The 23,404-nt window shown below is 71.0% G+C and carries 23 protein-coding genes; 3 read left to right on the top strand and 20 right to left on the bottom strand.

Annotated elements, in window-relative coordinates; all coding sequences use genetic code 11:
* Positions 1–131: 131 nt before the first annotated feature.
* The 15 genes from tatC to arc all read right to left on the bottom strand — a co-directional run bounded on the left by tatC (position 132) and on the right by arc (position 14,861).
* On the bottom strand, positions 132–1,022 hold the full coding sequence (gene tatC, locus ACZ5WK_RS03015) for a twin-arginine translocase subunit TatC (protein ID WP_465544365.1): 891 nt from the start codon (positions 1,020–1,022) through the stop codon (positions 132–134).
* 131 nt (positions 1,023–1,153) lie between these two features.
* Positions 1,154–1,471: a Sec-independent protein translocase subunit TatA gene (tatA, locus tag ACZ5WK_RS03020; protein ID WP_465544281.1), complete on the bottom strand. Its 318-nt coding sequence runs from the start codon at positions 1,469–1,471 to the stop codon at positions 1,154–1,156.
* Positions 1,472–1,677: 206 nt separating this feature from the next.
* Positions 1,678–1,854 (bottom strand): hypothetical protein, encoded by a 177-nt coding sequence (locus ACZ5WK_RS03025; RefSeq protein ID WP_465544283.1) that lies wholly within the window; start codon positions 1,852–1,854, stop codon positions 1,678–1,680.
* Positions 1,855–1,973: 119 nt separating this feature from the next.
* Positions 1,974–2,222, bottom strand: coding sequence for a hypothetical protein (locus ACZ5WK_RS03030; protein ID WP_465544285.1), 249 nt, complete (start codon positions 2,220–2,222; stop codon positions 1,974–1,976).
* Between the two features lie 3 nt (positions 2,223–2,225).
* Entirely contained in the window at positions 2,226–3,200 is a 975-nt protein-coding gene (locus ACZ5WK_RS03035) for a helix-turn-helix transcriptional regulator (RefSeq protein ID WP_465544287.1), read from the bottom strand.
* Positions 3,197–4,189: a helix-turn-helix transcriptional regulator gene (locus tag ACZ5WK_RS03040; RefSeq protein ID WP_465544289.1), complete on the bottom strand. Its 993-nt coding sequence runs from the start codon at positions 4,187–4,189 to the stop codon at positions 3,197–3,199. Before ACZ5WK_RS03040 ends, ACZ5WK_RS03035 begins: the two co-directional genes overlap by 4 nt.
* Before the next feature lie 223 nt (positions 4,190–4,412).
* Positions 4,413–4,817, bottom strand: a complete 405-nt coding sequence (locus ACZ5WK_RS03045; protein WP_396321797.1) for an FKBP-type peptidyl-prolyl cis-trans isomerase — start codon at positions 4,815–4,817, stop codon at positions 4,413–4,415.
* Positions 4,818–4,946: 129 nt separating this feature from the next.
* Complete coding sequence (locus ACZ5WK_RS03050; RefSeq protein WP_465544291.1) at positions 4,947–6,260, bottom strand: FKBP-type peptidyl-prolyl cis-trans isomerase; 1,314 nt, start codon at positions 6,258–6,260, stop codon at positions 4,947–4,949.
* A gap of 271 nt (positions 6,261–6,531) precedes the next feature.
* Positions 6,532–7,518 carry an FKBP-type peptidyl-prolyl cis-trans isomerase gene (locus ACZ5WK_RS03055; protein WP_465544293.1) on the bottom strand — a complete coding sequence of 329 codons (987 nt, stop codon included), beginning with the start codon at positions 7,516–7,518 and terminating at the stop codon, positions 6,532–6,534.
* Positions 7,519–7,670: 152 nt separating this feature from the next.
* Positions 7,671–9,032 (bottom strand): Pup--protein ligase, encoded by a 1,362-nt coding sequence (gene pafA / locus ACZ5WK_RS03060; RefSeq protein WP_465544295.1) that lies wholly within the window; start codon positions 9,030–9,032, stop codon positions 7,671–7,673.
* A gap of 125 nt (positions 9,033–9,157) precedes the next feature.
* Complete coding sequence (gene prcA, locus ACZ5WK_RS03065) at positions 9,158–9,913, bottom strand: proteasome subunit alpha (RefSeq protein WP_465544297.1); 756 nt, start codon at positions 9,911–9,913, stop codon at positions 9,158–9,160.
* 30 nt (positions 9,914–9,943) lie between these two features.
* Entirely contained in the window at positions 9,944–10,786 is an 843-nt protein-coding gene (prcB, locus tag ACZ5WK_RS03070; protein WP_465544299.1) for a proteasome subunit beta, read from the bottom strand.
* A 161-nt stretch (positions 10,787–10,947) separates the two neighbouring features.
* Entirely contained in the window at positions 10,948–11,166 is a 219-nt protein-coding gene (locus tag ACZ5WK_RS03075; RefSeq protein ID WP_344321819.1) for a ubiquitin-like protein Pup, read from the bottom strand.
* Between the two features lie 174 nt (positions 11,167–11,340).
* A complete protein-coding gene (gene dop / locus ACZ5WK_RS03080) occupies positions 11,341–12,852 on the bottom strand; it encodes a depupylase/deamidase Dop (RefSeq protein ID WP_465544302.1) in 1,512 nt (503 codons plus the stop codon).
* Between the two features lie 242 nt (positions 12,853–13,094).
* The gene (gene arc / locus ACZ5WK_RS03085; RefSeq protein WP_465544304.1) at positions 13,095–14,861 is read right to left on the bottom strand and encodes a proteasome ATPase; all 1,767 of its coding nucleotides are present in this window, start codon (positions 14,859–14,861) and stop codon (positions 13,095–13,097) included.
* Between the two features lie 284 nt (positions 14,862–15,145).
* On the opposite strand from arc, the gene ACZ5WK_RS03090 reads away from it, so the two are divergent.
* The gene (locus tag ACZ5WK_RS03090; protein ID WP_465544307.1) at positions 15,146–15,451 is read left to right on the top strand and encodes a ferredoxin; all 306 of its coding nucleotides are present in this window, start codon (positions 15,146–15,148) and stop codon (positions 15,449–15,451) included.
* A 39-nt stretch (positions 15,452–15,490) separates the two neighbouring features.
* Here the strand turns inward: ACZ5WK_RS03090 and ACZ5WK_RS03095 are convergent, their stop codons facing one another.
* The 3 genes from ACZ5WK_RS03095 to ACZ5WK_RS03105 all read right to left on the bottom strand — a co-directional run bounded on the left by ACZ5WK_RS03095 (position 15,491) and on the right by ACZ5WK_RS03105 (position 18,521).
* On the bottom strand, positions 15,491–16,096 hold the full coding sequence (locus ACZ5WK_RS03095; protein WP_465544309.1) for a hypothetical protein: 606 nt from the start codon (positions 16,094–16,096) through the stop codon (positions 15,491–15,493).
* Positions 16,097–16,254: 158 nt separating this feature from the next.
* Entirely contained in the window at positions 16,255–17,214 is a 960-nt protein-coding gene (locus tag ACZ5WK_RS03100; protein WP_396321807.1) for a tRNA (adenine-N1)-methyltransferase, read from the bottom strand.
* Between the two features lie 92 nt (positions 17,215–17,306).
* The gene (locus ACZ5WK_RS03105) at positions 17,307–18,521 is read right to left on the bottom strand and encodes a site-2 protease family protein (RefSeq protein ID WP_465544312.1); all 1,215 of its coding nucleotides are present in this window, start codon (positions 18,519–18,521) and stop codon (positions 17,307–17,309) included.
* Between the two features lie 171 nt (positions 18,522–18,692).
* Here ACZ5WK_RS03105 and ACZ5WK_RS03110 point away from each other — a divergent pair, with 171 nt between their 5' ends.
* Positions 18,693–19,574, top strand: a complete 882-nt coding sequence (locus tag ACZ5WK_RS03110; protein ID WP_396321809.1) for a RecB family exonuclease — start codon at positions 18,693–18,695, stop codon at positions 19,572–19,574.
* Between the two features lie 42 nt (positions 19,575–19,616).
* Entirely contained in the window at positions 19,617–20,288 is a 672-nt protein-coding gene (locus tag ACZ5WK_RS03115; RefSeq protein ID WP_030242805.1) for a response regulator, read from the top strand.
* A 161-nt stretch (positions 20,289–20,449) separates the two neighbouring features.
* Here the strand turns inward: ACZ5WK_RS03115 and ACZ5WK_RS03120 are convergent, their stop codons facing one another.
* Positions 20,450–22,063 carry an ABC transporter substrate-binding protein gene (locus ACZ5WK_RS03120; protein ID WP_465544315.1) on the bottom strand — a complete coding sequence of 538 codons (1,614 nt, stop codon included), beginning with the start codon at positions 22,061–22,063 and terminating at the stop codon, positions 20,450–20,452.
* Between the two features lie 356 nt (positions 22,064–22,419).
* Positions 22,420–23,124 (bottom strand): HAD family hydrolase, encoded by a 705-nt coding sequence (locus tag ACZ5WK_RS03125; protein WP_465544317.1) that lies wholly within the window; start codon positions 23,122–23,124, stop codon positions 22,420–22,422.
* Between the last annotated feature and the right edge of the window lie 280 nt (positions 23,125–23,404).

The raw sequence follows: 23,404 nt of genomic DNA on the forward strand, positions 1-23,404 counted from the left end.
GCCTGCCAAGACCGCCCGCCGGACGGCCGCGCCAGGGAAAAAGCCCCGGCCCGCCGGGGAACGGCGGGCCGGGGCTGCGAGGCGGGTCACCTCTGGAGGCGCGGTTCACCTCAGGAGGCGGGGTCACCTCGTCACGTGATGTCGTCCATCTGCTCGTGCCGCGCGGCCGGCACCGGCGCGCTCGCCGCCGGGGCGGCCGACGCCTGCACGGCCTCGGCCCCGCTCACCGCCTGCACCGAGAGGTCCAGGTGCGAGGCCTCCTCGTCGTCCAGCCCGAGGTCCGGGTTGCGGCGGGCCTTGCGCCGGTCGTTGAACAGCGTGATGCCGACGGCGAGGAAGTACAGCGCCCAGATCGGCGCGGCCAGCACCAGCATGCTGACGGGGTCGGCGCTCGGCGTGGCGAAGGCGGCGAACACGGTGATGGCCATCACCATGCCGCGCCACCAGCCGAGCAGCCGCTTGCCGGTGACCATGCCGACCAGGTTGAGCATCACCAGCAGCAGCGGGAACTCGAAGGCCAGGCCGAAGACCAGCACCATCCGGGTGGCGATCTCGAAGTAGTCGTTGGGCGGCAGGATCGGGATGGTGTCACTCGGGTTGAACGAGATCAGCACCTCGACCGTGGTCGGCATCACCAGGAAGGCGCAGGCCACGCCGGCCAGGAACAGCGGTGCACCACAGGCCATGAAGATCATCGTGTACTTGCGCTCGTGCTTGTGCAGTCCGGGCGCCACGAAGGCCCAGAGCTGGTAGAGCCAGACCGGGACAGCGGCCACCACACCGGCCGTCAGTGCGACCTGCAGCATCCAGTTGAAGCCCGCGGTGAGGCCGACCGCGGAGACGTTCGCGCACCGACCGTGGAACTGCGAGGAGTTCGTCTCGTCGCACCGCGGAATCGGCTTCAGCAGAAGCGTCTCGAGCTGCTTGTGGAAGATCAGCGCGACGATCGTGAACAGCACGATCGCCAGGACCGACTTGACCACGCGGTTCCGCAGTTCCCGCAGGTGGTCGGCGAGGGCCATCCGCCCTTCAGGATCCTTGGGCGCCTTCGACGCCTTGGAGAGCTTGCTCAACCCCGGTCCTCAACTCGTGCGTCGAGGCCCGCCGGTCGACGGGCCTCCAGTGGTCGCGTGCGTCGTGTGCGTCGCACCGCTCAGCGCGGCCTGCCGCCCTCCGCCCCCGGCTGTGCCGGCTGCTGCTCGGTGACCGGCCGGGCGGTCGCGGACGCCCCCGGCGCGGCCTGGATGGTCTTCGCCGAGCCGGCACCCGAAGCGGAGCCGACCGCGGGCGCGGCCTGGGGCGCGGGCCCGTCGGCGTCGTCCACGCCGTCCGACTTCATCGCCTTGGCCTCGCTCTTCAGGATCCGCATCGACTGGCCGAGCGAGCGCGCCAGATCGGGCAGCCGCTTGGCCCCGAACAGCACGATGGCAAAAACCACGATCACCAGAATCGCGGTCATCGAGATCCGCATGCCCGACCACCTTCAGTCATGGCGGCACCGGTGGGCCGCCCGCTGCGGGGATGGTAACCGCTGCGGGTGACGCCCTGACGACGGCCGCCCGAACAGGACAGCGGCCCCCGGCCGCAAGATGCAGGAGCCATCTGAGAGCGTAACCCGCCCACACCCGCACGCAGCAGCCCCCGTACCTCCGGGCTGCCGGACGTGCCGAAGGACACTCAGCGTCCGGGCACCGCCGCCGCGAGTTCGCCGGCCGCCTCGGCCAGCGCGCGCGAGGCGGTGTCCACCCCCTTGGCCAGCGCCCGGACGTCCAGCCAGAGCCGGATCGCGAGCACGCCGAGGACCAGCAGACCGGCGGTGACGAGCAGGACGGCGGCGACGAGCATCCAGGACATGGCCACCACCCTATCCACCCGCCCGGAGTCGCCGGCCCTCCCCTCGCCCAGGGCTGCTCACCCCTCGACCGGCACCCCCTCGACCCGGGCCACGAGGCTCTGGGGGCGGTATGGGCTGATCACCCCTCGGCCGGGACGAGCCCCTCGACCGGAACGAGCCGCATCGTCCGCACACCGGCGCCCGTCAGGGCGGCGACGATCTTCTCCCCGGCCGCCTTGCGCACCGAGGCCCCGCAGAGCGGGCAGCCGAAGCTGTAGTGCGCCTGCGCCGGAGTCCGGCCGAGGGTCAGGCGGAACTCCTCGGCGGGCAGCTCCACCTTCTCCCGGCACTCCGAGCAGTACACCTTGAATCTGGTACCGGGCTCCACGGCTCAGACCTGCCCCTCCCCGGTGGCCGCCTTCTCCCCGTAGGCGGCCAGTGCCTCGGCCGCCGCCGACCGCGCCTGCTCGGCGAGCTCCGGCGGCGAGACGATCCGGCCGTCCCGGCCGAGCCGCAGCGCCAGCGGGCGCAGCTGGGAGGGGTCCGCGCTGCGCAGGGTGATCCGCAGGCCGCCGTCGGGCAGCTCCTCGGCGTGGTCGTGGGTGTAGTACTCGGCGACCCAGCGCCCGCCGGAGGTGACCTCGACGACCACCTCGGGGTCGTCGGCGGACGGATTGACCAGCCCGCCGGAGAGGTCGCGCGGCTCGCGCCGGGGCGGGTCGGAGGGGACGTCCAGCACCTTGATCTCGGCGACCCGGTCGAGCCGGAACATCCGGTGGTCCTCGGAGGTCCGGCACCAGGCCTCGAGGTAGGTGTGGCCCTCGGTGAGCAGCCGGATCGGGTCGACCTCGCGCTCGGTCATGCCGCCGCGGCCGTGCGAGTAGTAGCGCAGCCAGACCCGCCGGCCCTCGCTGAGGGCGCGGTCGATGTCGGCGAAGACGTGGCTCTCGGCCTCGAAGGTGACGCCGACCCGGGCGCTGCCCTCGGCGCTGTCCCCGGCCGCGTTCTCGATCTTGGCGACGGCGCGGGTGAGCGCCTCCCGGTCACCGGCCCGCAGTCCGGGCAGGCCGGCCACGGCGCGGGCGGCGACCAGCAGGGCGGTCGCCTCGTCGGCGGCCAGCCGCAGCGGCTGGGCGACGTCGTCGACGTTGTGCCACCAGATCCGCTCGCCGTCGGTGTCGATGTCGAGCAGGTCGCCGCCGCGGAAGCTGGTGCCGCACATCGGCAGCACGTTGAGGTCGCCGATCAGCTCGCGCTCGGTGATGCCGAAGGCGCGGGCCACCTCGGCCACCTCGGCGCCGGGGCGTTCGCGCAGGTAGGTGACCAGCGAGAGCATCCGCCGGGTCTGGTCGATCGCGTTGCTCATGCCCGCACTCCCTCGATACCGTCAACAGCAGCGGCCGCGGCGACCGCGCGCAGGCGGTCGATCACGTCCGCGCGCAGTTCCTCCGGGCCGAGCACCAGCACGTCCGGCCCGAACTCGGCGAGGTCGGCGCCGAGCCCGTTGCCGTAGGGGATCTCCAGCTCGTCCCAGGTCTCGTCAAACCGCCGGGTGCTCAGCGCCTTGGTGCGCAGCGGGAAGCCGGCTCCCCGGCGGACCCGCACCACGGCGGTGGCGGTGGCGCCCTCGCCGGCGAACTTGGCGACGGTGGCGCGGACGTCGACGTGCTCGGGGACGGTGCCGAGGAAGGCTCCGGAGCGGGCGCGGACCTTGCCGGTGATCCGGCTGAGCCGGAAGACACGGGCGTCGCTGCGGTCCCGGTCCCAGCCGGCCAGGTACCAGTGGCCGCGCCAGCACTCCAGTGCCCAGGGCTCGACGGTGCGCTGCTCGACGGCGGCGGCGCCGGCCTTGCGGTACTCGAAGGTGACCGGGCGGCGGTCGCGGGCGGCGGTGAGCAGCGGTTCGAAGGCGCTCTCGCGGGCGGGGATGCGCGGTTCGAGGGCGGTGCGGCCCTCGGTCTCGCTGAACGGCACGCCGGCGGCGCGGAGCTTCTGCAGGGCGCCGCTGGCCGCGCCGGACATCTTGGCCTGCTGCCAGACGCGGGCGGCGAGGGTGAGTGCGGCGGCTTCCTCGGCGTCGAGGGCGATCTCCGGCAGGCGGTTGCGGTCGGCGCGGGCGAGGTAGCCGAGTTCGCCGTCGAGGGCGTTCTCGTCGACGTCGATGACCAGTCCGAGTTCGCGCAGGTCGTCCTTGTCCCGCTCGAACATCCGGTTGAAGGCGTCCTCGCTGCTGTTCTGCCAGGCTTCGCGGTAGGCCTCGATGGACTCCCGCAGCTCCTTCTTGGAGAGCGGACGTCTGGTGTTCATCAGGCACAGGGCGAGATTCATCAGCCGCTCTGCCTTGGCGATCGCCATCGCTGACCCTTCCGGTGTGCCGCGCCGCGCGCGGGGTGCGCCCGCCGGGCGGTCGTCGACCCGGCGGGACCGACCGTACCGGTAGCGGTACGCAGTGCAAAAGCCGAGTCCGCAAACGCGTGGGGCCGCACCCCCGGCTCGGGGGTGCGGCCCTCGGTCACGACCGGGTCGGACCGGTGCCGGACGGCGGTCCGGCCGGGATCCGACCAGGATCAGTCCGCGGTCAGACGGAGATCAGGTCGACCACGAAGATCAGGGTCGAGCCCGCGGGGATGAGCGGGGACGGCGACTGGTTGCCGTACGCGAGGCGCGCGGGGATGATCAGCTCGCGGCGGCCGCCGACCTTCATGCCGACGACGCCCTGGTCCCAGCCCTTGATGACGCGGCCGGCGCCGAGCGGGAACTTGAAGGTGGAACCGCGGTTCCAGCTGGCGTCGAACTCCTCGCCGGTCTCGAACGTCACACCGGCGTAGTGCACCTCGACGACCTGGCCCGGCTTGGCCTCGTCACCGGTGCCGACCTCGATGTCGCGGATCTGCAGCTCGGTCGGCGCGTCGCCGCCCGGGAAGTCGATCTCCGGCTTCGTCTTGTTGCTCACAACTGCCTCTTCTCGGTTGCTTCCATTCATGACCAAGCGGCGGGCGCCCGCACCCGGTCCGTTCCCGGACCACGGTACGGGCGCCCGCCGCCCGTCCGGGCGCAGGCCACGCGGCCCCGCCCGAAGGTCACACACAGACCATTGTCACCCGAAAGTGGATCAGCCCTGACCGGCGTCCAGAATGTCCACCACGAAGACCAGCGTGGCGTTGGCCGGGATGTCGCCCTGGCCCTTGTCGCCGTAGCCGAGCGAGGCGGGGATGACCAGCTCGACGCGGCTGCCGACGGTCTGGCCCTCCAGGCCCTGGTCCCAGCCGGCGATGACCTGGCCGCCGCCCACCGGGAAGGAGAACGCCTGGCCCTTGCTCAGCGAGGAGTCGAAGACCTTGCCGTCCTTGAACAGCGCGCCGGTGTACTGGACGACGACCTTCTCGCCCTTCTCGACCTTGGGGCCGGTGCCCTTGATCAGGACGTGCGACTTGAGCTCGGTCGGGTCGGCGGCGCCGGCCACCGGGGTGATGTCGGCGGGCTTCTTGCCGTTGTCCTTCACCTGCGGGAAGTCCGCGGGCGGCGGGGTGACGGTGCCGCTGACCACGGCGTCGGGCGCGGTGCTGTTGCGGATGTCGATGACGAACACCAGGTTGTCCTTGGCGCCGATCGACATGCTCGGGTTGCCCTGGGCGCCGAACGCGGCGGCGGGCGGGGCCACCACCATGACCCGGCTGCCGGCCTTCTTGCCGAGCACGGCCTGGTCGAGCGCCGGGATCAGCGCGTCGGTGCCGGCCTGGAAGATCTGCGGCTTGCCCTTGTCGTCGTACGAGCTCGGGATGTCCTTGCCGGTGGTCCAGTCCTTGGCCGTGTAGTCGACCGAGGTCCAGGAGTTCTTCTCGACCTTGGCGCCGGTGCCCTCGGAGAGCACCTTGACGACGAAGGAGCCGTCGGCCTGCTCGCCGGGCACCTCGATGGCGGCCTTCTTGCCGAACTCGCCGGTCACCGTCGGCAGCACCTTGGCGCTGTCCTTGATCGGCGGTACCGGCTCGGCGCTGGGCGTGGGCGGCGCGCTCTTGGTGGCGTCCGGCTTGGCTGCGGCGTCCGTCTTGGAGCCGCCGTCCTTGTTCACCTCGTACAGCGTGATCGCGCTGCCGACCAGCAGCAGGGTGAGCACGGTGCCGAGGATCACACCCAGCTTGCCGACACCGGGCGGGTTCTCGTCGTACCCGGCCTCCGAGGTGTCCTGGCGGCGCACGTTGGACGCGAAGATCTGCGGGGCCTCGTCGGTCTTCGTCCCGCCGGCCGGCCGCGCGGCCTCACCGGGCTGGGCCCAGCCCGCCTGCTGCTTCAGGATCGACGGCGGTACGACGATCGACTCGCCGTCGCCGGGCAGCGGGCCACCGGGCCGCGAGTCGGCCGGGTCACCGGCGGAGTTCCCGTTCGCGGTGCCGGCCCCGCCCGGGCTCGACGCTTTCTCAGACATGACTCCCCATCCATCTCGCCACGAGGTCTTCGAGGTCTACGGCCGGCGTGGTGGGCGCCGGGGTGCTCTCGCACTGCCGCCCGGGTCCCGGGCGCCGGCGACGCCTACCACAGTGCGAGGGCAGTATGACAGGTCAGGATGAGGGCGGGCGTTTCCGTGTGCGAGCGCCCGCCCAAGCGTACGGAATCCCATCCGTCGCTCCCAGACCGCGTCGGGGCTCCGGGACGTGGCCGGGCGTTCCCGCCGGGCGCGCGAACCGGTCGGACACGCCCTACACCGCCTCGAGGATGTCGATCACGAAGACCAGGGTCGCGTTCGGCGGGACGGCGTCCTTCCCCTGCTCCTTGTAGGCCAGCGCGGGCGGCACCACCAGCTCGACCCGGCTGCCCACGGTCTGGCCGACCAGGCCCTTGTCCCAGCCCTCGATCACGCTGCCGGTACCGATCTGCAGCGCCTGTGCGCCGCCGTGGCTCCACGACGAGTCGAACTGCTGGCCGTTGCTCCAGAGCACCCCGGTGTACTGCACGACGAGGGTCTGCCCGGCCTTGACCTGCTTGCCCTCGCCCTTGATCAGCACCGCCTGCTGGAGGTCGGCGGGCGGGGCCTGCCCGGGCGGGATGGTGATCGTCGGGGCGGCCTTGCCGTTGTCCTTGACCTGCGGCAGGGTGGGCGGCGGCTGCGTCATGGTGCCGGAGAGGGTGGAGTCCGCCGGCAGGCTCTCCATGATGTCCAGCACGAAGACCACGGTGTCGCCGGGGCCCACGCCGAGCTCGGCGTTGCCCTGGCTGCCGAACGCGGCGGCCGGCGGGGCCACCACCAGCAGCCGGCTGCCGACCTTCTTGCCGATCACGCTCTGGTCGAAGGCGGGCACCAGCTGTCCGGCACCCGCCTGGTAGAGCTGTGGCTTGCCGCCCGCGTCGTAGGAGCTGGGCAGGTCCTTGCCGGTGGTCCAGTCCTTGGCGGTGTAGTTCACCGTCACCCAGTCGCCCTTGTTCACCGTGGAGCGTTCCCCCTCGCTCACGGTGTTGACCACGAACTGGCCGCTGGGCGCACCCTCGGGAATGGTGATGGTCGCCTTGCTCCCGAACCCGCCGCCCGACAGGGTCGGCATCGGCGTGGCCTCGGTCACCGGTGCCGGCACGGTGGGGGCCACACTGGACGCCGTGGGCGTCGCCGGGCTGGTCGCCTTGGTGGAGCTGCTGCAGGCGACCACCAGCAGCAGGGGCAGGGTGAGAAGCAAACCGGCGGTGCGGCGCACGGCGTTCCTAACTGTCGGTCAAAGTCGGCTCTCCGGACTCGACGGACAGCGTATGCCCCGACCGCGTCCGGCCCCGGTAGACACCACCGGGGCCGGACACCACGAAGATCACCTCGGGACCGCGCCGCTCGCACCCGCGGTCGCGCCGCCGGTCACATCCCCGCGATCAGCTTCTCCACCCGCTCGTCGACCGAGCGGAACGGGTCCTTGCAGAGCACCGTCCGCTGCGCCTGGTCGTTCAGCTTCAGGTGCACCCAGTCCACCGTGAAGTCCCGGCGCTGCTCCTGCGCCCGGCGGATGAAGTCGCCGCGCAGCCGGGCCCGGGTGGTCTGCGGCGGGATCGACTTGGCCTCGAAGGTCTTGAGGTCGGTGGTCACCCGCTCGGCCTGGTTCTTGGACTGGAGCAGGTAGAACAGCCCGCGCCGGCGGTGGATGTCGTGGTACGCGAGGTCGATCTGGGCGACCCGCGGGTTGGACATGCTCATCTGGTGCTTCTCGCGGTAGCGCTCGATGAGCTTGTACTTCATGATCCAGTCGATCTCGGTGGCCACCCCGTCGAGCCGCTCGGTGCGGACCGCCTCCAGGGTGCGGCCCCAGAGGTCGAGGACCCGGGCGATGGTGCCGGTGTTGATGCCCTTGCGGTCGGCGAACTCCAGCGCCTTGCTGTAGTACTCCTCCTGGATGTCCAGCGCGCTGGCCTCCCGGCCGTTGGCGAGCCGGACCTGGTGGGTGCCGGTGAGGTCGTGGCTGACCTCGCGGATCGCCCGGATCGGGTTCTCCAGGGTGAGGTCGCGCATCACCACGCCGGCCTCGATCAGCCGCAGCACCAGGTCGGTGGCGCCGACCTTGAGCAGCGTGGTCGTCTCCGACATGTTGGAGTCGCCGACGATGACGTGCAGCCGCCGGTAGCGCTCGGCGTCGGCGTGCGGCTCGTCCCGGGTGTTGATGATCGGCCGGGAGCGGGTGGTCGCCGAGCTGACGCCCTCCCAGATGTGCTCGGCCCGCTGGCTGACGCAGTACACCGCGCCGCGCGGGGTCTGCAGCACCTTTCCGGCCCCGCAGATCAGCTGGCGGGTGACCAGGAAGGGGATCAGGACGTCGGCCAGCCGGGAGAACTCGCCGTGCCGGGCCACCAGGTAGTTCTCGTGGCAGCCGTAGGAGTTGCCGGCCGAGTCGGTGTTGTTCTTGAAGAGGTAGACGTCCCCTGCGATGCCCTCCTCGTGCAGCCGCCGCTCCGCGTCCACCAGGAGCCCTTCGAGGATGCGCTCGCCCGCCTTGTCGTGCGTCACCAGCTCGGTGACCTCGTCGCACTCGGGGGTGGCGTACTCCGGGTGGGAGCCGACGTCGAGGTAGAGGCGGGCACCGTTGCGCAGGAACACATTGCTGCTGCGGCCCCAGGAGACAACGCGGCGGAAGAGGTACCGGGCCACCTCGTCCGGCGACAGCCGTCGCTGCCCACGGAACGTGCAGGTGACGCCGTACTCGTTCTCCAGCCCGAAAATTCGGCGGTCCATGCGGCATCCATTCTCTGCTTGGAGCTTTCCGAAACCGCCTCCGCGACGCCGTACGGGCCGCCGCAGGGGCACGGGCGTCCCGCACGACGGCGGTGGTGGCCGCCGTACGGGACTCCTTGGCACTGCTACTCCGGCGGCGCGGCCGCCGGCTTCTCCTCGTCGTCCGACTCCGCGGACTGGTCGCCGTCGAGCAGCCGGGCGAGCTGGCCGCCCAGGATCCGCTTGAACTTGCGCTGCTGGAAGCGCTGGCGGTCGAGGACCGCCACCTCCAGCTGTTCGGGGGTGAGGGCGCGCGGACTGCCGCCGTTGGGGTCCCGGGCGAGGGAGTCCACGGCGACCTTGACCGCGTCGGTGAGCGAGAGCCCGCTGCGGTGGCGCTGGCCCAGGTAGTTGCCGATCGAGTCGGCGTTGCCGCCCACCACCACGTAGTTCTTCTCGTCGACGACCGAGCCGTCCGGCGTGAGCCGGTAGATCTGGTCCTCGTCCGTGGTGCGGCCGACCTCGGCCACGATCAGCTCCACCTCGTACGGCTTCTCGCCGACCGAGGAGAAGATGGTGCCGAGTGTCTGGGCGTAGACGTTGGCCAGGCCGCGGGCGGTGACGTCGGCCCGGTCGTAGGAGTAGCCGCGCAGGTCGGCGTAGCGGACGCCGCCGATGCGCAGGTTCTCGAACTCGTTGTACCGGCCGACCGCCGCGAAGGCGATCTTGTCATAGATCTCGGAGACCTTGTGGAGCGCACGGGAGGTGTTCTCGGCGACGAAGACGATGCCGTCGGCGTAGGTGAGCACGACCACGCTGCGACCGCGCGCGATGCCCTTGCGGGCGTACTCCGCGCGGTCCGCCATGGCCTGCTGGGGCGAGACGTAGAACGGTGTCGACACCGGCGGTCGTCCCTTCCTTGGTAGGTGTGGCTAGAGCAGCGGGGCCTGCGGGCCGTTGGGGTGGACGAGGCGCTCGTCGGTGATCGAGACGGCGATCGCGGTCACCTCGGCCTCGGTGAGCCGGCGGAAGCCGTCCTCGGTGATCAGCGAGACGATCGGGAAGATCTTGCGGGCGAGGTCCGGACCACCCGTGGCGGAGTCGTCGTCGGCCGCGTCGTAGAGGGCCTGGACGACCAGGGTGGACGCCTGCTGGGCCGTCAGGTCCGCGCGGTAGAGCTTCTTCATCGAGCCGCGGGCGTAGACCGAGCCGGAGCCGGTGGCGGCGAACCCGCGTTCCTCGGAACGGCCGCCGGTGACGTCGTAGGTGAAGATCCGGCCGCGGCCGAGGTCGAGGTCGTAGCCGGCGAACATCGGGACGACCGCGAGACCCTGCATCGCCATGCCGAGGTTGCCCCGGATCATGGTGGTGAGGCGGTTGGCCTTGCCCTCCAGGGAGAGCACGGTGCCCTCGATCTTCTCGTAGTGCTCCAGCTCCAGCTGGAACAGCCGGACCATCTCGATCGCGAGGCCGGCGGTGCCGGCGATGCCGACCGCGCTGTACTCGTCGGCCGGGAAGACCTTCTCCATGTCGCGCTGGGCGATCACGTTGCCCATGGTGGCGCGCCGGTCACCGGCGATGACCACGCCGCCGTCGAACACCGCCGAGACAATCGTCGTCCCGTGCGGGGCCTCGACCACCACCCCTTCCGGCAGGCTGCGGCGGCCCGGGATGAGCTCGGGCTGGTGCTCCGCCAGGAAGTCGAGGAACGACGAGGACCCCGGGGTCAGGAAGGCAGCCGGTAGACGCCCGGTGCCACGAGTGTTGGCTTCCACACGATTCCTTCCAGGTAGCTTGAAACGCGCTGCCCGGCACCCTACCCGCCTGACGATCACCGTCCACGCGTGGAGGGCCGGACCGGGGCGGACGGGCGGCCATTGCCGTCCGCCCGCCCTCGGCGGTCGCGACCGTGAATTCCCTGAATGCCCGGACGGTGTTACTGGCCGCCCTTTTGCACGAACTGCCGGACGAAATCCTCGGCATTGGACTCGAGTACCTCGTCGATTTCGTCGAGAACCGCGTCGACGTCGTCGCTGAGCTTTTCCTGGCGTTCCTTGAGGTCGTCGGAATTCTGTGCTTCCGCGGCCTGCTCCTCGACCTCCTCGGAAGAGCGGTTCGCCCGCTGCTGGCCGCCGCCGGTGTCCTTGCTCGCCATTTCCCTCACCCCGCTCAATCTGTCTGGCACGGTTTGGTCGTTGCTTGCTGCACCGACCCTATACACAAGGTGCGACTACCCGCTTCCGGTTTGCCGGGGCGCTTCCTGTCCAACACCCGCTGCCACCCCGGATGATTCCCATTCGGCGGGCGTTCACCCGTGGTGATCGAAAAGTTACCCGCCGGAGAGCACGCGGAGCAGGTCCTCCGCCGTGCGACAGCGGTCGAGCAGTTCCTTGACGTGGTTGCGGGTGCCGCGCAGCGGCTCCAGCGTGGGGACCCTCTGCAGCGAGTCCCGGCCCGGCAGGTCGAAGATCACCGAGTCCCATGAGGCCGCCGCCACGTGGTCCGCGTACTGCTCCAGGCAGCGCCCGCGGAAGTACGCCCTGGTGTCCTCCGGGGGCTTGGAGACGGCCCGCTCGACCTCCTCCTCGGTCACCAGCCGCTCGAACCGGCCGCGGGCCACAAGGCGGTTGTAGAGGCCCTTCTCGGGCCGGACGTCGCTGTACTGGAGGTCGACCAGGTGCAGCCGGGAGTTGTCCCACTCCAGGGCGTCACGGCTGCGGTAGCCCTCCAGGATCTCGCGCTTGGCGACCCAGTCCAGCTGCCTGGAGAGCGACATCGGATCGCGCTCCAGCCGGCCCAGCACGTCCTCCCAGCGGGCCAGCACGTCCACGGTCTGCTCGTCGGCGTCGGTGCCGAAGCGGTCCTCGACGTACTTGCGGGCCAGCTCGAAGTACTCCAGCTGGAGCTGGACGGCGGTCAGCTTGCGCCCGTTGCGCAGCGTGATCAGGTGCTTGAGCGAGGGGTCGTGGGAGACCCGGTGCAGGGTGCGCACCGGCTGGTCGACGGCGAGGTCGGAGGCGATGAAGGCGTCCTCGATCATCGCCAGGACCAGCGAGGTGGTGCCCAGCTTGAGGTAGGTGGAGATCTCGGAGAGGTTGGCGTCGCCGATGATCACGTGGAGCCGGCGGTACTTCTCGGCGTCGGCGTGCGGTTCGTCCCGGGTGTTGATGATCGGCCGCTTGAGGGTGGTCTCCAGGCCGACCTCCACCTCGAAGTAGTCGGCCCGCTGGCTGATCTGGAAGCCGTTGGCCGAGCCGTCCTGGCCGATGCCGACGCGGCCGGCGCCGGTGACCACCTGGCGGGAGACGAAGAACGGGGTGAGGTGGCGGACGATGTCGGCGAACGGTGTCGCCCGCTTCATCAGGTAGTTCTCGTGGGTGCCGTAGGAGGCGCCCTTGTTGTCGGTGTTGTTCTTGTAGAGGTGGATGGTCTGCCCGTTGGGCAGTTCCAGGGCGCGTTGGGCGGCGGCCGCCATGATCCGCTCGCCGGCCTTGTCCCAGAGCACCGCGTCGCGCGGGTTGGTCACCTCGGGCGAGCTGTACTCGGGGTGCGCGTGGTCGACGTAGAACCGCGCGCCGTTGGTGAGGATGACATTGGCGAGGCCGATGTCCTCGTCGGTCAGCTGGCTCGCGTCCGCGACGTCACGCGCGAGGTCGAAGCCCCGGGCGTCGCGCAGCGGATTCTCCTCCTCGAAGTCCCAGCGGGCCCGCCGTGCCCGGTGCATCGCCGCCGCGTACGCGTTGACGATCTGGGACGAGGTGAGCATGGCGTTGGCGTTGGGGTGCCCGGGCACGGAGATCCCGTACTCGGTCTCGATGCCCATCACGCGCCGTACGGTCATGCGGCCCTCCTTGCCCGGTGTGCCGCCCCCCACGGGCGGAACACGCTGACGTACCGCTGAACAACACCGGCGCCGGCGATGTGCCCGCGCGCGGTGGGTCGAGCCTAGAACGCGGCACCGACAGGCGGGTCCCGAGACGCGCCGTCCGGCTGCGGGGCCGCGAGGCGCCACAGCCGGACGGGGTGCGTGCTGTTCCGGGACCGCATGCCGGCCCGGACCCTGCGGGCCCGGGAGCTGTGCGGTTACAGGTACTGCCCCGTGTTGGCGACAGTGTCGATCGAGCGGCCGGACTCGGCGCCCTGCTTTCCGGTGACCAGCGTGCGGATGAAGACGATCCGCTCGCCCTTCTTGCCGGAGATCCTGGCCCAGTCGTCCGGGTTGGTGGTGTTGGGCAGGTCCTCGTTCTCCTTGAACTCGTCCACGCAGGCGGCGAGCAGGTGGGAGACGCGCAGACCGCGCTGGCCGTGGTCGAGGAAGTCCTTGATGGCCATCTTCTTGGCGCGGTCGACGATGTTCTGGATCATCGCGCCGGAGTTGAAGTCCTTGAAGTACAGGACCTCCTTGTCACCGTTGGCGTAGGTGACCTCCAGGAAGCGGTTCTCCTCGGTCTCGGAGTACATCCGCTCCACCACCGACTGGATCATCGCCTCCACGGTCGCCCCGACGGAGCTGTCGTGCTCCTTGAGGTCGTCCGGGTGGAAGGGCAGCGTGCCCTTGAGGTACTTGGAGAAGATGTCCTTCGCGGCCTCGGCGTCCGGGCGCTCGATCTTGATCTTGACGTCCAGGCGGCCGGGCCGCAGGATCGCCGGGTCGATCATGTCCTCGCGGTTCGAGGCGCCGATGACGATGACGTTCTCCAGGCCCTCCACGCCGTCGATCTCGGCGAGCAGCTGCGGGACGATGGTGTTCTCCACGTCCGAGCTGACACCGGAGCCACGGGTGCGGAAGAGCGACTCCATCTCGTCGAAGAAGACGATGACGGGCGTGCCCTCGCTCGCCTTCTCCCTGGCCCGCTGGAAGACCAGCCGGATCTGCCGCTCGGTCTCGCCCACGTACTTGTTGAGCAGCTCGGGGCCCTTGATGTTCAGGAAGTAGCTCTTCCCCTGGGGCCGGCCGGTCACCTCGGCGACCTTCTTGGCCAGCGAGTTGGCCACCGCCTTGGCGATCAGCGTCTTGCCGCAGCCGGGCGGGCCGTAGAGCAGCACGCCCTTGGGCGGGCGCAGCTCGTACTCCTTGAAGAGGTCGGCGTGCAGGTAGGGCAGCTCGACCGCGTCGCGGATCTGCTCGATCTGGTTGCTGAGGCCGCCGATCTGGCGGTAGTCGATGTCCGGGACCTCTTCGAGGACCAGCTCCTCGACCTCGGACTTGGGCACGACCTCGTAGACGTAGCCGGAGCGGGGCTCCAGCAGGAGGGCGTCCCCCGCCCGGATGGTGATCTCGCGCAGCGGTTCGGCGAGGCGCACCACCCGCTCCTCGTCGGTGTGGCCGATGACCAGGGCGCGCTCGCCGTCCTCGAGGATCTCCTTGAGGGTGACGATGTCGCCGATGCGCTCGAAGGCCATCGCGTCCACGATGTTGAGAGCCTCGTTGAGCATCACTTCCTGGCCGCGCCGCAGTTCGTCGAGGTCGACGTTGGGGCTGACGTTCACGCGGAGCTTGCGCCCCCCGGTGAAGATGTCGGCGGTGCCGTCCTCGTTCCGGCTGAGGAAGGTGCCGAATCCGGCCGGGGGCTGTGCCAGCCGGTCCACTTCCTCCTTGAGGGCCACGATCTGGTCGCGGGCCTCGCGCAGGGTGGAGGCGAGCCGTTCGTTCTGGGCGGTCACGCCGGCCAGGTTGGTCTGGAGCTCGACGATCCGCTCTTCGAGGATTCTCGAATTGCGCGGCGAGTCGGCGAGCTTGCGGCGCAGCACGGCGATTTCCTGCTCAAGGTACGAGACCTGAGCGGCCTCGTCGGAACCACGAGCGGGCCTGCCGGTGCTGCGGTTGTAGTCGTCATCGTGGGCTGCCACGGTCCTCACCTCCTCCGGGGAGCTGGACGCTTCCAGACCCTACCTGGGACCAGGGGTCCGTAAACCCCTAGATCAAGAAAGATGGAACGGGCGTGTCCGATCTTCGCCCTCGCGTGCTTCCCCTCTGCTAAGGGGATACCCACCGCGCACCGCCCAAAGCGGACCAGATGTATCGTCGAGCGAGTCGATATCCGATCGCGACCGAGACTTCCGGTCCGATCGTTGTACGAATGGCGGGATTGCCTCCGATAAGGGGCGACCCGGGACAGAAACGGCAGGGGACCATGTCGGTGACCGAAGAGGCGGCGGCCAGCGAACCGCTGGAGGTGTGGATCGACCAGGATCTGTGCACCGGTGACGGCATCTGCGTGCAGTACGCGCCCGAGGTCTTCGAGCTCGACATCGACGGGCTGGCCTACGTGAAGGGGTCCGACGACGAGCTGCGCCAGCAGCCCGGCGAGACGGCTCCGGTGCCGCTGACGCTGCTTCAGGACGTGGTGGACTCGGCGAAGGAGTGCCCGGGCGACTGCATCCACGTGCGCCGGGTCGCCGACCGGGTCGAGGTGTACGGGCCGGACGCCGACGAGTAGCCGCGCCCCGGGCAGCCGGGGCGAGCGGGCGAATGGCCGTCAGGTCCGGGTCAGCGGGGCGGTGGTCTGGGAGCGGTCCCAGCCGCCGCCCTTGCGCGTCCAGGTGAGGTCCAGTGAGATGTCCGGGCTGAATCGCGGGACGTCGTCGCCGGAATACCCCTGCGCGTGGCCGGTGATGACGCCGTCGCTGCGCAGGCCGAGCCGGCCGACGGTGAGGTTCTCGCCCTCGGAGAGCAGGGTGGCCAGCACCACGGGCTTTCCGCCCGCGCCGGGGCCGAGCAGGTAGACGGCGTCCGGCGGGGTGCCGGTCTCGGCCGCGCAGTGGGCGGCGGCGACGGTGCCGGGGCGGCCGTCGCCGAGGTCGGCGGCGAAACTGACGGATATCTTCACCGGGAACGGCCCGCAGTCCAGCGGGAGTTCGGCCCGGGCCGGGTCGGGGGCGGCGGCGGCCGGGAGGGCCTTGGCGGCGGCCCGGGCGGGCGCCGGGGTGCCGGTGGCCGGGTCGGCGGCGAGCGCGGTGGCGACGACCGCCGCGCAGCCGGCGGTCGCCAGTGCCCAATGCCAGGGGGCGGACCGGGCGTGTGCGGGACCGCTGCGGCCCTGTGGTGTCTGCTGCTCTGCCGTCGCCGTGACCGCGGTCTCCACCAGGCGTCCCCTCCAGCGGGAATGTGTGCGCGTGGGTCGGTGTGAGCGAGCATCGTCCCACATGGGGGCGCGCGCGGGGTGGCCCGGGTGTGGGGGTAGCACGAAGGGGTGGTACGCGGGCGGAGTGCCCGGCGTACCACCCCTGTCGGGCGTACGGGTCAGCCGAGGTCGGCGGGCTCCGCCTCGGTGGCGCGGGAGGCGGCCCGGGCCGCGGCGCGCTCCTGGAGGCTGGGCTCGGTCGAGCCGTTGTCGTAGTCCTCGCCGTACGCGCCCTTGGCCGGGCGGCGCCGGCGCAGCGGCGGCTCGACGCCGTCGGCGAGGCGGCGGGCGGTGAGCAGGAAGCCGGTGTGGCCGATCATCCGGTGGTCCGGGCGGACGGCCAGGCCCTCCAGGTGCCAGGTGCGGACCATGGTCTCCCAGGCCTGCGGCTCGGTGAACGTGCCGTGCTCGCGCAGCGCCTCGACGGTCTTGGACATCTGCGTCGTGGTGGCCACGTAGCAGCAGATGAGGCCGCCGGGGACGAGCGCCTTGGAGGCGACGTCCAGGCACTCCCAGGGGGCGAGCATGTCGAGGATGACGCGGTCGACGTCGGTCTCGACGAGGTTGTCCTGGAGGTCGCCGACGGTGAGCTTCCACGCCGGGTGCGGCCCGCCGAAGTAGCGCTCGACGTTGCCCTTGGCGATGTCGGCGAAGTCCTGCCGGCGCTCGTAGGAGGCCAGCATGCCGGTGTCGCCGACGGCGCGCAGCAGGTAGCTGGAGAGCGCGCCGGAGCCGACGCCGGCCTCGACGACGCGGGCGCCGGCGAAGATGTCGGCCATGGCCAGGATCTGCCCCGCGTCCTTGGGGTAGATCACGGCGGCGCCGCGCGGCATGGACAGGACGTAGTCGGGGAGCAGGGGGCGCAGCGCGAGGTACGGGACGTTCCCCGTGGTGCGCACGACCGTGCCCTCGGGGGCGCCGATCAGCTCGTCGTGGGGGAACGCACCCTTGTGGGTGTGGAACTGGTTCCCGGCCTGGAGCGTGAACGTGTAGTGGCGGCCCTTCGGGTCGGTCAGCTGGACCTGGTCCCCGACCTGGAAGGGCCCGCGTCGGCGGGTGGCACCGGTCGGTTCGGACATGCGGACAATCCTAAGGGAAGCGGGCCGTCCGGCTTACCAGGTGATCGTTCCGGCGGCGGCGCCGCTCACCGGGCGGGCCTTTCAGCGGCCTTTCAGCGGCCGGTGACGGCGGCGTTCAGGCGCTGCTCGATGTCGGTGCGCGAGGCGACGCCGTACACCGTGCCGTCGGCCTCGACTACCAGGTACTCGGTGGCGGGGGTGGCGCGGACGGCGCGCAGCAGGTCGTTGCCGGTGAGGTCGGCGGCGAGGCGCAGGCCCGGTTCGAGGTCGCGGGCCAGGGCGCCGACGGCGACCCAGGGGCGGCGCTCTTCCGGGATGGCGCGGATCTGGGACTCCCTGACGAGGCCGATCGGGTCTCCGCGGCCGTCGATCACCACGACCGCGCCGGCGTCGTCCTCACGGACGCGGCGGACCGCCTCGCCGACCGGGGTGTCGGCGGTGACCTTGACTGCCCGGCGGGTGAGGTCGCGCAGGCGCAGGCCGGGAAGGGCCTCCTTGAGCCGGGCGTTCTGCAGGCTGCCGCTGGCGCCGGTCCAGATGAGCGCGGCGAGGACGGCGGCCAGCACCGCGTCGATCATGGTGTCGCTGGTGGAGCGCTCGACCCCGCGGGCGGAGCTGACCAGCGGCAGGCCGATCAGCACCGCGACGGCCAGGACGCGGCCGGACCAGGCGGCGGCGACGGTGCCGGCCATCGGGCGGCCGGTGACCGCCCAGACGACGGCGCGCAGCATCCGGCCGCCGTCCAGCGGCAGTCCGGGCAGCAGGTTGAACGCGGCGACGACGAGGTTGGAGACCATCAGGCCGGTGAGCAGCACCCCGGGGACGCTGGAGAGCTCGACGGCCTGCATGGCGAGGTAGAAGAGGCCGCCGAGCAGCAGCGAGAGCAGCGGCCCGACGAAGGCGAGCCAGAACTCGCGCCACGGGCTCTCGGCCTCGTTCTCGATCTCGGAGACGCCGCCGAAGAATTGGAGCTGGATGCGGCGCACGCCGAGCCGGTAACGGAGCGCGACGACGGTGTGGGCGAGTTCGTGGACGAGGACGGAGCCGTAGAAGGCGACGGCGAAGGAGAACGCGACCAGGTAGCGGGTGGCGCCGAGCCCGGGCAGGACGCGGTCGAGCTGGCCGCCGAAGACCCAGGTGATCAGGGCCGCGATGACGAACCAGGAGGGGGTGACGTAGACGGGCACGCCGAAGGGGCGGCCCATCAGGATGCCGTTGCGGCGCTCGGGCTCCTCGGGCGGTCCGGGCCGGGTCCTGCCGTCGTGCGGTGGCTGGTCGGAGGTCTGCGGACCCCTGCTGTCGCTCACCGTGATCCCTTCGGTCGGTTCCCCCGTCGTGCACCGCGCGCCGGTGCGCCCACGCTACGTGATCGGGGCGGTGGGACACCGCGCGCCCCTCCCCAGGGTTCATACCCACTGGAAAGCCGTGTGGCAGCACCGTGGCAGCGGGATGACAGCACAGGGCAATAGGGTCGGGGTATGCAGCAGACCGACACCAGCAGTGCCCCCGCGGCCCCGGCCCGGCCGGCGGCACCTCCGACCGGCCTGTCCCCGTCCCGCGCGGGGGACTTCCTGACCTGCCCGCTGCTGTACCGGCTGCGGGTGATCGACCGGCTGCCGGAGCCGCCGAGCGCGGCGGCGACCCGGGGCACCCTGGTGCACGCGGTGCTGGAGCGGCTGTTCGACAGCCCGGCGGCCGAGCGGACGCCGGAGCGGGCGCTGGGGCTGCTGCGCCCGCAGTGGGAGCGGCTGCTGGGCGAGCGCCCGGAGCTGGTGTCGCTGTTCCCCGAGGACCCGGACGGCGCGGCGCTGACCCGCTGGCTGGCCGACGCCGAGAAGCTGGTCGAGCGCTGGTTCCGGCTGGAGGACCCGACCCGCCTGCACCCGGTGGAGCGGGAGCTGTACGTGGAGACGGCCCTGGACTCGGGGCTGCTGCTGCGCGGCTACATCGACCGGGTTGACGTCGCTCCCACCGGTGAGGTCCGGCTGGTGGACTACAAGACCGGCCGCGCGCCCTCGCGTGACTTCGAGGGCAAGGCGATGTTCCAGATGAAGTTCTACGCCCTGGTGGTCTGGCGGTGGAAGGGCGTGATCCCCAAGCGGCTGCAGCTGGTCTACCTCGGCGGGGGCGGGGACGTGGTCAGCTACGACCCGGACGAGACGGACCTGCTCGCGGTGGAGCGCAAGCTGCGGGCGCTCTGGGAGCGGATCACGGAGGCGGTGGCCACCGGGGAGTTCCCGGCCACCCGCAACCGGCTCTGCGACTGGTGCGACCACCAGGCCAGCTGCCCGGAGTTCGGCGGCACTCCCCCGCCGTACCCGTTGCCGCTGGCCCGTACGTCCGTCGAAGACGGTGTCTGACGAAGACGATCCCACGGGGGATCCATGAGCAAGGAGTCCTAGGTGACGATCCGAGTGCTGCTGGTCGACGACCAGCCGCTGCTGCGCACCGGTTTCCGGATGATCCTGGAGGCCGAGTCCGACCTGGTGGTGGTCGGCGAGGCCGGCGACGGTCAGCAGGCGCTGGACCAGGTGCGGGCGCTCCAGCCCGACGTGGTGCTGATGGACATCCGGATGCCCAGGATGGACGGCGTGGAGGCGACCCGCCGGATCGCCGGCCCGGGGCGGGACGGCCCGGCCAAGGTGCTGGTGCTGACCACCTTCGACCTGGACGAGTACGTCGTGGAGGCGCTGCGCGCCGGGGCCAGCGGCTTCCTGCTGAAGGACGTGCCGGCCGAGGAGCTGGTGCAGGCGATCCGGGTGGTCGCGGACGGCGCGGCGATGCTGGCGCCGAGCATCACCCGGCGGCTGCTGGACATGTACGCCACCAAGCTGCCCTCGGGCGACGAGGCGCCGCCGCAGGCGCTGAACGCGCTGACCGAGCGTGAGCTGGAGGTGCTGAAGCTGGTGGCGCGGGGCCTGTCGAACGCGGAGATCGCGGCGGAGCTGTTCGTCAGCGAGACCACGGTGAAGACCCACGTGGGGCACGTGCTGACCAAGCTTCAGCTGCGCGACCGGGTGCAGGCGGCGGTGTACGCGTACGAGAGCGGGCTGGTGCGCCCGGGCGCGCTCTGAGCACCGCGCCCCGGGCACGGCTGCTCCGAGCACCGTGTCCGGGGCGCCACGGGCCGGACATGACGGTGGCCCGTCCGCTCCCCTTGCACCCTGGGGGGAGCGGACGGGCCACCGTGCTGAGGGTTGCCCGGTCGCCCGGGCCACTGCACGCCGCCGGCCGGCTACTTGCCGATCCGGCCGATCTCCCAGAAGCGGAAGACGCCGGTGGTGTCGATGGTCGACTCCACGCCGGTGATGTACGGCTTCGAGGCGTAGAAGGACTTGTTCTGGAAGAGCGGGATCAGCGGCACGTTGTCGGCGACGATGGCCTGGATCTGCGCGTAGCTCGACGACGCGGCGGAGCGGTCGGCCTGCTTGAGGCCCTCGGGCACCAGCTTCTGGCTGATCCGCGCGTCGTCCCAGCCGTGGTGGTAGGCCCCGCCATCGACGATCAGCGGCGCGATGTAGTTGTCGGCGTCCGGGTAGTCCGCGAACCAGCCGACGGTGTACGCCTGGTACCTGCCCTCGGTCCAGCCCTTCTTGAAGGCCTCCCAGTCGGCCTCGTGCTGGACGGTCACCTGGAAGACGCCGCCGGCCTCCAGCTGCTTCTTCAGCATGTCGGCCTCGGCGCTCTCGGCCCGCGAGCGGGACCAGGTGAGGCTCAGCTTGACCGGCATCGGGACCTTGGCCGCGGCGAGGATCGCCTTGGCCTTGCTGACGTCCTGGTCGCCGTACTTGTCGAAGAAGGACGTGTTGTGGCCGGTGACGCCGGCCGGGACCATCGAGTACAGCGGCTGGACGGTGCGCGCGAAGACGTCGCGGGCGAGCGTCTTGCGGTCGACCAGCTGGGCGGCGGCCTGGCGGACGGCGACGTTGCCGGTGGTCGCGTCCTTGGTGTTGAAGACCAGGCTGCGGGTGTCGTTGCTGTCGCCCTCGACGACCTGGAGGTCGGTCTTGCCGCCCTGCTGCTCGGAGCGGACCTGGGCCGCGGTGTTGGGCTCCAGGCTGTTGTCGGTCAGGTCGATCTCGCCCTTGTCGAGCGAGACCTTCAGCTCGGCGGCCTTGTCGAAGTACCGCACGGTGAACTTCTTGTTCCGCAGCTTGGCGTCGCCGGCGTAGCTGCCGTTGGGCGTCAGCACGACCTTGCCGGGCACCTTGGTGCCGCCCTCGGCGTTCATGGTCTCGATCGAGTCGATCTTGTACGGGCCGGAGCCGACCAGCTTGTCGTTGGTCAGCAGCTGGTCGGCCGGGAAGACCTGGTGGTCGACGATGGCGCCGGCCGGGGTGGCCAGCTTGGCCGGGAGGGTGGCGTCGGGCTGGGAGAGGTGGAAGATCACCTCGGTGTCGCCCTTGGCCTCGACCGACTTGATCGTGTCCAGCAGGCCGGCAGGGCCGTTCTGGTCGTTGATCTTCTTGGTCCGCGCGACGGAGTAGACCACGTCGGCGGCGGTGAGCGGGTGGCCGTTGGAGAACTTCAGGCCGCCCTTGAGCGTGCAGTGGTAGAGCATGGCGTCGCCGCCGGTGAACTCGCAGGACTGCGCGGCGTCCGGGTTGGGTGCGCTGGAGGCGGCCGGGTAGACGAGCAGCGACTGGAAGGTGTTGCGCAGGACGAGCCAGGCACCGGAGTCGTAGGCACCGGCCGGGTCCATCACGTTGGTGACCGAGGTGGTGCCCATGGTGATCGACTTGGCGGTGTCCCCGTTGACGGCGTCGGTCACCGATCCGCAGCCGGCCACCGAGACGGTCACCAGCCCGGCACAGCCGAGCACTGCCAGTCTTCGAGCTGAAGTCTTCACGGGTCGCGTCCTTCTGGGTGCGGTCCGGCCGGGGGGCCGGCCGGCCCGCGGTGGGGTGCGCCTACCGGGTGTGTGGCGCGCGCGGACCGGTTGCCGTGCGACCGCGGGCAGGACGGGGTCGCCCGTCAGCGGCGGTGCAGGGCTCGGGGGTGGGGAACGAACTGGAGTAGCGTGCCATATCGAACACGCACCACCGATACCCGTACAGGTGACAGTTGGGACACGGGAGGGCGGGTGCGGAAGCGGCCGTCCCACGAGTTGTCAGCCAATGCCCGTTTTCTCCCCGGGCGGGCAGTGGTGGCGGACAGCGGTGACCACTTACCGGTCAGTAGGCCCCATCCGCAATGAGACGACAATCACACTCGCGAGGCGACCAGCGAGCGGAGCAGTTCAAGATCGACCTGCTCCAGGGAGGACAGCACCAGCCGCCCCGGGGCCGGCTCGATCACCGCGACCGTCGGCACCGCGATCACCGGGCAGCCCGCCGCCTCGGCCGAGCGGACGCCGGTCGGCGCGTCCTCCACCACCACGCAGCGGCCCGGCTCGGCGCCCAGCCGGCGCGCCGCCTCCAGGTACGGGTCCGGGTGCGGCTTGGTGCGCGGCACCTCGTCACCGGCGACCGAGAACGCGAAGTGGTGCGTGCCCAGCGACTGCAGCACGATGTCGATGACGTGGCGATGCGAGGCGGACACCAGGGCGGCCGGAACGCCGTGCGCGGCAAGGGTGTTGAGGAGCCGCTCGGCGCCCGGCATGAGCGGCACGCCGCCGGCCAGGAGGTCCACGAAACGCTGGTTGATCAGGACGGTGAGGTCGGCCGGTGCGATGTCCACGCCGGTGCTGGCGAGCAGGTAGTCGATCACCCGGCTCATCGGGCCGCCGACGAGCTGGGCGCGGTCGCTCTCGTCGAGCGCGTAGCCCAGCTCGGCGAAGAGCGAGGCCTCGGCCTGCCACCAGAGGTCCTCGGTGTCGACCAGCGTCCCGTCCATGTCCAGCAGCACCGCCTGCAGGCCCCGGCCGTCGCCGTGGTCGAGGACGCGGGTGGCGGTGGAGATGGTCGTCATGGCGGGGTCCTTCCGTCGGTACCCCCGGGGGCCGCGACCGGGGCGCCGGCTCCTGGGGATGGCACAGGCCGGCCCGCTGGTTGAGCGGACCGGCCCGTTCAGGATGATCCAGGATACGCCCCGACCGCCCGAAAAGGGCGAACGGTACGCGACGTCCGGACTACCGCGCGTTGAAGTACTTGGCCTCGGGGTGGTGGATGACGATGGCGTCGGTGGACTGTTCGGGGTGGAGCTGGAACTCCTCGGAGAGCACCACACCGATCCGCTCGGGCCGCAGCAG

It is taken from the genome of Kitasatospora sp. NPDC032757 (assembly GCF_055579305.1).